This is a genomic window from Xenococcus sp. PCC 7305 (genome assembly GCF_000332055.1).
Classification (GTDB): domain Bacteria; phylum Cyanobacteriota; class Cyanobacteriia; order Cyanobacteriales; family Xenococcaceae; genus Xenococcus.
This window is the reverse complement of record NZ_ALVZ01000139.1, coordinates 18450-27828: the sequence shown is the minus strand read 5'-3', so window position 1 is coordinate 27828 and position 9379 is coordinate 18450. Positions and strand designations below refer to the sequence as shown.

The window sequence follows — 9379 nt, the reverse complement described above, 5'->3', positions numbered from 1 at the left end:
GTACCACCGGCGATTAAGACATCCACACCCGCAGGATTATAAATATTTCCTGTCCGAGTCAGAGTAACACTGGCTAGATTGGGTGAAATTAGCTCGCTTTCGATCACGCTATAGACTGGTTGAGAAAACTCAATATTGGAAACTTCGTTATCGAGAATTTCGACAATAGCTGTCCCCTGATTCCCAATAACTGTTTCTAAATTACCAGGGAAGGCTTGGAGAAGCAGATCAATAGTTTCAGTGCCTTCAAGATCAACGTCATCAAAGATCTCGAACTCAAAAGTAGCAGTGGTTTGTCCTGGTTCAAAGGTTACGAACTGGGAAACGCCTGGGGGAATATCGTAATCCACACCTTGTTGTGCAGAACCACCATTAAGTAAGACTTCAATATCGGCTGCACTATTGATGTTACCAGTACGATTCAAAGTAATAGTGACTAAATTTGGAAAAAGTAAATCACTTTCGAGCACAGTGTAAACTGCTGGAGAAACTTCAACATAGTTTTCATTTGCCATAATTAATTTAAGTTAAGGAAAACTTCTCCTAAAATATTGACTAACATTAGATTTAGCTATACTGAACTGAGGATAATGAACTTCAGTAAAACTCTAATTTTTTAACTTAAAAATGACTTGTTATTATTAATAATTAATAACTTTTTGCTGACAATAACAAAAGCAGATTTAAGACCATATATCTTGTATAACTCTTTTGTTTTTCAAAAAGCATTCGTAATAACACTGATTTTGTTCGTTACAAATAAATACAAGAAATTTTGCAAGATCCTTGTTTTATAACATGTTCTCTACGACAGCACAAAAATCAAAGAAATCTAATTTACCAAAGTAGAAAAACTACTGAAGATCTAATTGATACATTTCGTTTATACCACTTTATAGTTTCAAAATACAGTGAGTAATTATTGAGGGGAAATATCTGTAGTGTTAATAATTAAAAATACTCAAAGAATATATACTAAAAAATAATTACTGATACTATTCAATTAGTAAAATACATGTAGTTCAAAATAGGATTTGATGGAAAGTTGAGACAACGTCATTTTTTTCTTTACTTTCTGTTCCCCATTCTTTAAAGCAGAGCATTATGTATATCACTAAGATTGGGAAAGGCGATACTGCTTCTATGTGATTGATCAGATTATTTTGAATAATCTATACTAACCACAAGTTGCAAAAATTAACATTCCTTAAAATTATGACTACGTCTCAAACTAACAATTCTTTACTAGCAGCGATTTTTCAATCTAATTCAAGCGATAATATTTTATTTCAGATTGTTTGGTTGGTAGTCCGAATATTAGCCAGCGTACTAATGATCCATAATGGCATTGATAAACTAGAAGATGTGCCTGGATTTGCGGAGAATGTTGTCGCAGCAATTGGTTTGCCGTTCCCTATCCTATTAACTTATTGCGCTGCTTATGCAGAGATAGTCGGCTCCGGCTTATTAGCTTTAGGTTTGTTCACTAGATTAAGTGCACTTTCTTTGGTCTTCACAATGTTAGTCGCTATCTATTTTCATACACAAATCGATGGTTTCATAATCGCACCTTTGGAAACAGCTAGTCTTTACTGTTTAAGTTATCTTCTATTTTTCGTTAATGGTGGAGGCTTATTTTCTGTGGATACCATCATCAAGAAAATGTTTGCACCTAATGCTGATCAATAAAGGCAGACTTAATGGCACCTTATTTCTCTATAATGTTATGTAGATTCGGGACTTGCATAAATTCAATAAATTTAAACAAGGTCTGCGACCAAAATGAAATCACTTTCAATTGGTAGGTTCTGATACTGTGAAATTACAATTCAATTACCAAAATTCTCTTCAAAGGACAATTCATGACTCAAACTCTTACAGCACAAGATGTTTTTCGTTCAGCTTACGAAAATCGCTACACTTGGGATAAAAATTTTCCTGGTTATCAGGCTCAAGTCACCATGGAAAATGGAGATCAGAAATATACCGCACAGGCAAAAGTAAATTCCGATTTATCTTTTGAAGTGTCAGGAATTGAAGATGGGGAAGCTCAAAAAGCTATTCAGGGACAACTCTGGGAGATGACTATCCATAGAGTAAAACGTAGCTTTGAGGAAACTCATGGAAAAAACACTTTTTCTTTTGGGGAAAAAGATGAAACAGGTGCGATCGAAATCCTGCTAGGCGGCGCTTCTGAGGGCAATAGTTATAAGGTGCGAGACAATACAGTCTGTTTTGTAAATCGTCGCATCAGAGACAAAGTTGTCAATATCAACACTCTGACAACTGTTATGACTGACAGTGGCTATCTATCAGGCAAATATGAGTCTTTTTATGTAGATCCTGAAACTGGTGAACCTCAAACTACCATTACTGCTTTTGAAGATAAGTTTAGCGATTTTAGCGGTTACTACATCCTAACTGATCGGATTGTCACATCTGAAAATGATGGTCAGCCCCAAGTTACCACTTTTAGTTTTTCTGATATTCAGCTTTTGGATGCTGAGTAAAGATTATTAAGAGGATATAAATTCACAATTTTATGTTTATGATTAATCTAGTAATCTGATTCCATTCATTGATTGCTAGATTTTTTTGTTTCAATAAAAAATACCCCCAATATCAAGTTCAAAAAGACTTTACCATTGAAGATATTTTAAATTAATTCACCTTGGGGTTTTAATGTAGAAAATGGCGCACACCACTCAAGACCATTACGATACCTAATTCATTAGCTGCTGCAATAGAATCCTTATCGCGGATTGAACCTCCCGGTTGAATAATCGCTTTAATCCCTGCTGCTGCTGCAGTCCTAACTGAGTCATCAAAAGGAAAAAAGCCATCACTAGCAAGAATCGCACCTTGAGTTTTGTCCCCTGCTTGTTCTAGGGCAATTTTCACTGCTCCAACACGGTTCATTTGTCCTGCACCAATTCCTCTCGTTGTGCGATCGCCTGTGACGATAATCGCATTAGATTTGACATGTTTGACTACTTTCTGGGCAAATAGCATCTCTGCTATTTCTTCGGATGTGGGTTTTTTCTCAGTAACCAATTGCCAATTATCAGGATTTTCAATCAGATCATCGCTGGTTTGGACTAATAAGCCTCCCGCGATCGCCTTGAGCGTATGTTTTTCCCCCGTTACTAAATCGGGTAATAGCAAAATTCTCAGTTTAGATTTAGCTTGTAAAATTGCTTGAGCATCTTCATCGCATCCCGGGGCAACTACACATTCCAAAAAGGTCTTAGTTAATGCTTGAGCTGTTGTGGCATCAATGGGTTGATTGAGGGCGACAATCCCACCAAAGGCAGATATCGAATCGGCATTAAAAGCCTGTTCGTAAGCTTGGGCTAGACTATTTCCCACTGATACACCACAAGGGTTCGTATGTTTTAGCACAGCAGCTGCGGGTTCTGCAGAGGGAAATTCGGCAATAATTCTACGTGCTGCTTCTAAATCAACTAAATTGTTGTAGCTAAGTTCTTTTCCCTGTAGTTTAGTCGCATTTGCCCAGCCTTTTTTCGGTTCTCCCAAGCTATACCAAGCGGCAGGTTGGTGAGGATTTTCGCCATAGCGCAAGGTTTGGAGTTTTTTTCCTGAGACATTAAAGTTGCTCGGCAATTCATCATCAGAATTTAAACTAGCAAAATAGTCTGAGATAGCGCGATCGTAATCATGGGTGCGAGAAAAAGCAATTCCTGCCATTTTTTGCCGAAATTCTAGGGATGCTGAGCCTTGATTCTCTTTTAGTTCAGTTAAATATTCTTCGTAGAGACTTGGATCACATAATACGGTGAGGTTCGCAAAATTTTTCGCAGCAGCCCGCAACATGCAGGGGCCACCAATATCTATCTTTTCGATCGCGTCTGCCAAACTAACATCGGGTTGGGCAATAGTTTTTTCAAAGGGATAAAGATTAACTGCTACTAAATCCAAAGGGCGAATATCATTAGCTTCTAAATCTGCAATGTCTTCTGACAGATTTTTTCTGGCTAAGATACCACCATGAATACGAGGATGCAAAGTTTTTACTCTGCCGCCAAGAATTTCTGGAGAACCAGTATAGTCACTAACTTTGGTGACGCTCAAGCCAGCTGCTTGTAAAGTTTTTGCTGTGCCACCGCTGCTAATAATTTCAAAGTCAAATTCTTCTATGAGTTGACGTGCCAAGTCTACAATACCAGTTTTATCTGATACGCTTAAAAGTGCTAAACGCTTCATAAATAATATTTCTTTTACTCAATTTGCATAATATTGCCTAAGCATTATTACATTTTTTTTGTCCTGCCCCATCTTCGTGGGACGATGTCAAGCCCGAGCATAAGGCTAAACGCCCTTTCGGCGGCGCGAAGTCTGACTGTTTTTCCCTTTTCCCTTACTTTTTTTGACAGCTGAGCCAATCCAATCACTTACAGAATGGCTCATAGCTCCTAATTCCAAACCAAGCCCTAAAGCGATCGCTTCCGCGGAATATTCAGTTGTCAATAAATCAATCCCCTTGAGGACAAATTTTTGCCAATTCCAGGTAAATCCGAAGAATAATTGCGCGATCGCGATGAGAAAAATTGCGATCGCAAATACAATCAGAGAAAGATAAATAACTCGAATTACCGTCCCGATAATCAACCCATGAGAAAAAAGGGAACGGTGACGAAATAATTTACGATAGGGCAGCCAAATCCACCGTAGAAGACCCCAACGTTTATATTGTGCAGAATAGATATCAAGATCGGGGCCAAACATCAGGCCACTGAAGAAGAAGCCCCCTGCCATAAGCAGAGTAAGCTCCCCATTTTGGGTCATAAGATAGGTAGCAAGAACAATCCAGGGGAGACTCCATAAAGTAATGCGATCGTGAATGCGACCTGATGGCATGATTTTAAAAAAGGTTTTAGGTTTTAGGTTTTAGGTCTTAGGTTTTACTTGTTGCTTCCACGCGGCGACACCCAATTTAGGTGACAATATCAAAATTTGTCAATTAAGAAACTTGTAGAGTTGTATCTTTTACTTAATCATTCCCTTGAGTAATCTGAGGTTTTAACCATAAAATAGGCGAAGATAAACCAAGTAGAAACATAATCTATTTTATTTGAGGAATCAATTTATCATGCCAGTATCTGAGACTCAAGTGATCGTTGCGATTATCATCTCTATATTTCCTGCTTTCTTGGCTTTACGCCTGGGAACAGAACTTTATAAGTAGATTGACATTGTCAACGGAAAACGGTTAAAGGTCAGGGATGAGGGATAAAGGATAAAGGATGAGGAATATTTTCTTAGTTTTTGTTCTTTAATAAATCATCTCTTGCCTTTTAGTTAGTTTTATTCTTCTGCCATCTGCCATCTGCCATCTGCCATCTGCCATCTGCCATCTGCCCTCTGCGCTCTGCCCTCTGCCATCTGACTTCAAAACTCTACAAGTTTGAGACGGCTTTAATTTTATTTAATTTCCAACAAGACAATTTTCCATTGTCCCAACTGGCTACTCTGAAAGGCCACTTTCTTGCCGTCTCCACTAATAGTTGGGTTGCGGACAGAACCCTTGATATTTCCCGTGAGTAAATCGGATCTTTGGGTTTGTCGATCATAAATAAAAATATCGGTTTTACCTCGCTCAGTAGATTGATAAACAATATAACGTCCGTCATTGCTGATGGATGGTTGATCTTGACTAGAATTGCTGTGATTAAGATTCGGTAAGTCAACTAGTCCATTTTGCTCGTCATCATAGAGGAAAATATCTCTTCGACCACGACGATCTGAAGCAAATACGAGATAGCGACCATCGTTACTATAGTTGGGATGTTCTTCAGGGGAATTGCTATTGATTCCACCAGGCAAGATGGGTGAAGTTGTGTTGACACCTCCTTGACACCCGGAAATCAACCAAAAAATCAAAACATAGAATAAATTATGTTTAGCAATTCTAGTTATATTCACTCTACCTAGATTTAATTTAACTGGCATTTCAAAACTTGACTGACCTGAAATTATGAGTAGCCCTGTTTCCCGTCGTGTTTCTACTTGGTTATTACTTGCTAGCGATATTGTTGGACTGCTTTTTTGTTTTAATCTAGCTTTTGTTTTGCGTTTAGAGCAATTTCTCGATTTGCGATCGCCGTTACTTTATTGTTTGATCATAGTTTATCTGTTAGGTCTCTATGTTAGTGACAGCTACAAATTTGCCAAACTTGGTTCTCGGTTTAAATTATTTGACCAACTAGTCTTTGGCATTATTGCCACGGTAACGGCGATCACTTCTTTAATTTACCTGACTGGTTTGTGGGGTTCTCAACCCCTTGTGGGGCGAGGGATTTTGTTGATTAGTGTAATTTTATTTGCTATTTGGGCGATCGCTTCTCGGACAATAGTCAGCCAATGGATTAGTAAAAACCAAGAATATAGTCGGTTTTTAATCTTAGGCAGTAGTAACAAAGCCTTGAGTTTTCGAGATAAATATCAATTGGAACAAAGAACTGCCCAATTTGTCTTTCTCACCGACCATCAAGGAACTAGGAGTATTCTCAATCAGCATTACTATTGGCAAACGGCAAATCAAGCTCAAACTGCGGTGGCAACCAAAATCAAATCTCCATTGTTGCAAGATCATCGCATCACGATAGATAGTATTGATAATTTCCCCAATTGGTCTAAACAGTCTTGGTCAGGGATTTTAATTGATGATATCAATAAGAATATTCTGGAGCAAATTGTCCCAGATTTGATGCAAATGCGGTTGCGAGGAATTTCTGTTTATAATTTTGCCGATTTTTGTGAGCAGGTTTGGTATAAAATTCCGCCAGTTTATATCAAAGATGATTGGGTAGCTTTTTCTTCAGGATTTAGCATTTTACATCATCCAGTCAATGCCAAGCTCAAACAAATTCTCGATATGGCGATCGCCCTTGGCCTACTTCTGGTGACGCTACCGCTAGTAATTCTAGTTGCGATCGCAATTAAAATAAACTCCTCTGGTTCTATTTTCTATTCCCAGATCAGAACAGGACTAAACGGTAAAAAATTCCGGGTTTATAAATTTCGCTCCATGAGACAAGATGCAGAAAAAAAAGGTTTACAATGGGCCAAGAAAAAAGATCCGCGCATCACAAGAGTCGGCCACGTCCTCAGAGCAACTAGAATCGACGAACTGCCTCAGCTCTGGAATGTAATCAAAGGAGACATGAGTTTAATTGGGCCTCGACCCGAACGTCCAGAATTTGATCTAGATTTACGGAAGGAAATTCCCTATTATGATTTACGTTATCTAGTTAAGCCAGGAATCACTGGCTGGGCGCAAGTTTGTTATCCTTACTGTGCCTCCGTAGAAGATTCCTATCAAAAATTGGCCTATGATCTCTATTACATCAAGAATTATTCTCTTGGGTTGGATTTTGTGATTGCCCTCAAGACTCTCAGAGTAATTATTTTGGGTAAGGGAAGGTAAATAAAGGGATGAGGGATGAGGGATGAAGGATGAGGAGTTTTAGAAATATTAATTAGGAGTAAGAGAGCAATATCTAGTGGAAGAATGGATTATTTATAAAGAATTTCGGTTTGAAGCTGCCCATAGGTTGCCTACTTATAATGGGAAATGCAACCGTTTACATGGACATAGTTGGGTTGGCAGAATTCATGTTAAAGGTAATGAGTTAATTGATCAAGGTTCTCAACAGGGAATGCTCATTGACTATGGAGAGATTAGTGACTACATTCAACCTTTACTCGATAATTTTTTAGACCATTATTATCTCAATGAAACTACAGGATTAGAAAATCCCACTAGTGAAAACCTCTCGCGCTGGATTTTTGAGAAATTAGAAAAAGTTGGATTACCCGGTCTTTATGCGGTAGAAATTCGCGAAACTTGTACTTCTGGATGTATTTATAAAAAGTCGGTCGATTCTTAACAGAACTCCCGAAAAAGACAATCTGTCATGAATTTTATAGGCATAGTGAAAATCCTTATTCCTCTGGCGAACTTTCTGTTTGTTCAGGGACAGTTTCAATTGGTGTTGTTTCGATGGGGATTTCTTGTTGTTTAATTTCTGGTGTGGGAATCATAAACAATGCAGCGGCAGCAAATGCTAGACTGGCAGTCCCAGCTACTAAAGGAATAACGCGATCGCCAAAAGGTTCTTCTGGTTTACGGAAACGTTTAGTAATTGCAGAAAGTTCTAAAGATACATCGGGCAAGACAGTCGCATCAGTATAAAACTGATCGATAACTTCTACTAAATCGAAAAATTCCATTAAAGTTAAATCAAGAGTCTGTGGTTCTTGCTGTGTCTCAGGATCTTGAGCAACAATAATACGATGTAAATCTTTAGTCTCTGACTTTTCAATTGTAATCTTGGGATAATCCACTACGACTGCTGCGGGACGGGATAATCCGCTGAGAAAATCTTGAGCATAGTTACTAACTGCTGTGGCTAAATTCTCCAGAAAAACTCGACCCCCACTCAAAGCTTGATTGGAAGTGGTAAATTTTAGATCGGCATTTGCCAGAATCGCGATCGTAGACTGCCCAGTCAGATTGTCACTTGTTAAGTCAGTATCATCATCAAAGCCATCTAAAAGCAAAGTGCAATTGGGTAATTTATATTGTTTTTGAACACTCATAAATCTATTTATTTTTATTATTAAAGATTAGGATATTTCCCCATCAAATAAACTAAACCAAAGTCTTTCTGCACCTTTGGTACCTGTGCAAAACAACAATTTTTTTAGCAGGGACAAGGCCAATTCGTTTAATTGTTCTTCTGAAGCTAAATAAAGAGCAACCTTAGTTCTTCGTGAATTCATGCGGCTGCGGAAATGAGCGCGGAATCTTTCGAGATATTCTGATAACCGATAATGATTTTCTAAGGGAAAGTTTCTGCTCCGCATTTGCTGTTCAGCCAGTAATAATTGACGAATTGGCACTGTCAATTGCTTAGCACGAGAGGCTACCAAAATCACTAAAACTTTGGCATGATCTAAACTCAATAATTCCCTAGTATAAGAACGTCTCCAAGGATTGCTACAGCGCAGATGCCATAAAAACACCCGACTAGGGACAATTTCTTCTAATTTTAGTTGTTTGACCGTCGCCAACATTTTCTCAGAGGCCCCCAATTCTAGAGCTTCAATTGCCAATAGTAGCAAGTCAATTTGTTGTTGAGTGTGAGTCGAACATCTATTGGTCGAAGGAGAAATATCCGGCAAAATTTTTAAAATTGCAGGTTTGGATTGAACAGAGGTCGAAGGATCGGATACTATACTTGCAGATTGACTCATTCTAAAATTAAGCACATATTCCAAGATTTTTGTTAGCTTGATTCACATTGAGAGTATCAACTCTCGTTATGATGTCATGATGCCACAGCTACCTAGGGTA

11 protein-coding genes are annotated in these 9379 nt (G+C 38.3%); 5 read left to right on the top strand and 6 right to left on the bottom strand.

Annotated elements, in window-relative coordinates; genetic code table 11:
- Positions 1-515, bottom strand: a 515-nt coding sequence (locus XEN7305_RS07975) for a Calx-beta domain-containing protein (protein WP_006508875.1), incomplete at its 3' end; no start/stop codon positions are given.
- A 700-nt stretch (positions 516-1215) separates the two neighbouring features.
- On the opposite strand from XEN7305_RS07975, the gene XEN7305_RS07970 reads away from it, so the two are divergent.
- Positions 1216-1689: a DoxX family protein gene (locus XEN7305_RS07970; RefSeq protein ID WP_006508874.1), complete on the top strand. Its 474-nt coding sequence runs from the start codon at positions 1216-1218 to the stop codon at positions 1687-1689.
- Positions 1690-1862: 173 nt separating this feature from the next.
- Positions 1863-2510 carry a DUF3386 domain-containing protein gene (locus XEN7305_RS07965; RefSeq protein ID WP_006508873.1) on the top strand — a complete coding sequence of 216 codons (648 nt, stop codon included), beginning with the start codon at positions 1863-1865 and terminating at the stop codon, positions 2508-2510.
- A gap of 169 nt (positions 2511-2679) precedes the next feature.
- On the opposite strand, the gene purH is transcribed toward XEN7305_RS07965, so the two are convergent.
- Positions 2680-4224, bottom strand: coding sequence for a bifunctional phosphoribosylaminoimidazolecarboxamide formyltransferase/IMP cyclohydrolase (purH, locus tag XEN7305_RS07960; RefSeq protein WP_006508872.1), 1545 nt, complete (start codon positions 4222-4224; stop codon positions 2680-2682).
- 105 nt (positions 4225-4329) lie between these two features.
- Positions 4330-4878, bottom strand: coding sequence for a metal-binding protein (locus tag XEN7305_RS07955; RefSeq protein WP_006508871.1), 549 nt, complete (start codon positions 4876-4878; stop codon positions 4330-4332).
- A gap of 232 nt (positions 4879-5110) precedes the next feature.
- On the opposite strand from XEN7305_RS07955, the gene psaM reads away from it, so the two are divergent.
- Positions 5111-5206, top strand: a complete 96-nt coding sequence (psaM, locus tag XEN7305_RS27510) for a photosystem I reaction center subunit XII (RefSeq protein WP_006508870.1) — start codon at positions 5111-5113, stop codon at positions 5204-5206.
- A gap of 236 nt (positions 5207-5442) precedes the next feature.
- Here the strand turns inward: psaM and XEN7305_RS07950 are convergent, their stop codons facing one another.
- Positions 5443-5970 carry a PD40 domain-containing protein gene (locus XEN7305_RS07950; RefSeq protein WP_006508869.1) on the bottom strand — a complete coding sequence of 176 codons (528 nt, stop codon included), beginning with the start codon at positions 5968-5970 and terminating at the stop codon, positions 5443-5445.
- A 25-nt stretch (positions 5971-5995) separates the two neighbouring features.
- On the opposite strand from XEN7305_RS07950, the gene XEN7305_RS07945 reads away from it, so the two are divergent.
- A complete protein-coding gene (locus XEN7305_RS07945) occupies positions 5996-7447 on the top strand; it encodes a sugar transferase (protein ID WP_006508868.1) in 1452 nt (483 codons plus the stop codon).
- 76 nt (positions 7448-7523) lie between these two features.
- The gene (gene queD / locus XEN7305_RS07940; RefSeq protein WP_006508867.1) at positions 7524-7910 is read left to right on the top strand and encodes a 6-carboxytetrahydropterin synthase QueD; all 387 of its coding nucleotides are present in this window, start codon (positions 7524-7526) and stop codon (positions 7908-7910) included.
- 55 nt (positions 7911-7965) lie between these two features.
- Here the strand turns inward: queD and XEN7305_RS07935 are convergent, their stop codons facing one another.
- Entirely contained in the window at positions 7966-8622 is a 657-nt protein-coding gene (locus tag XEN7305_RS07935) for a DUF4335 domain-containing protein (protein ID WP_006508866.1), read from the bottom strand.
- A 27-nt stretch (positions 8623-8649) separates the two neighbouring features.
- A complete protein-coding gene (locus XEN7305_RS07930; protein ID WP_006508865.1) occupies positions 8650-9279 on the bottom strand; it encodes a DUF3038 domain-containing protein in 630 nt (209 codons plus the stop codon).
- Between the last annotated feature and the right edge of the window lie 100 nt (positions 9280-9379).

What these genes read in the sequence shown, in the direction of transcription:
- XEN7305_RS07950 (WP_006508869.1), bottom strand. Translation starts at nt 5,970, where the DNA reads ATGCCAGTTAAATTAAATCTAGGTAGAGTGAATATAACTAGAATTGCT.
- psaM (WP_006508870.1), top strand. Translation starts at nt 5,111, where the DNA reads ATGCCAGTATCTGAGACTCAAGTGATCGTTGCGATTATCATCTCTATA.
- XEN7305_RS07945 (WP_006508868.1), top strand. Translation starts at nt 5,996, where the DNA reads ATGAGTAGCCCTGTTTCCCGTCGTGTTTCTACTTGGTTATTACTTGCT.
- XEN7305_RS07935 (WP_006508866.1), bottom strand. Translation starts at nt 8,622, where the DNA reads ATGAGTGTTCAAAAACAATATAAATTACCCAATTGCACTTTGCTTTTA.
- XEN7305_RS07970 (WP_006508874.1), top strand. Translation starts at nt 1,216, where the DNA reads ATGACTACGTCTCAAACTAACAATTCTTTACTAGCAGCGATTTTTCAA.
- XEN7305_RS07930 (WP_006508865.1), bottom strand. Translation starts at nt 9,279, where the DNA reads ATGAGTCAATCTGCAAGTATAGTATCCGATCCTTCGACCTCTGTTCAA.
- XEN7305_RS07955 (WP_006508871.1), bottom strand. Translation starts at nt 4,878, where the DNA reads ATGCCATCAGGTCGCATTCACGATCGCATTACTTTATGGAGTCTCCCC.
- purH (WP_006508872.1), bottom strand. Translation starts at nt 4,224, where the DNA reads ATGAAGCGTTTAGCACTTTTAAGCGTATCAGATAAAACTGGTATTGTA.
- XEN7305_RS07965 (WP_006508873.1), top strand. Translation starts at nt 1,863, where the DNA reads ATGACTCAAACTCTTACAGCACAAGATGTTTTTCGTTCAGCTTACGAA.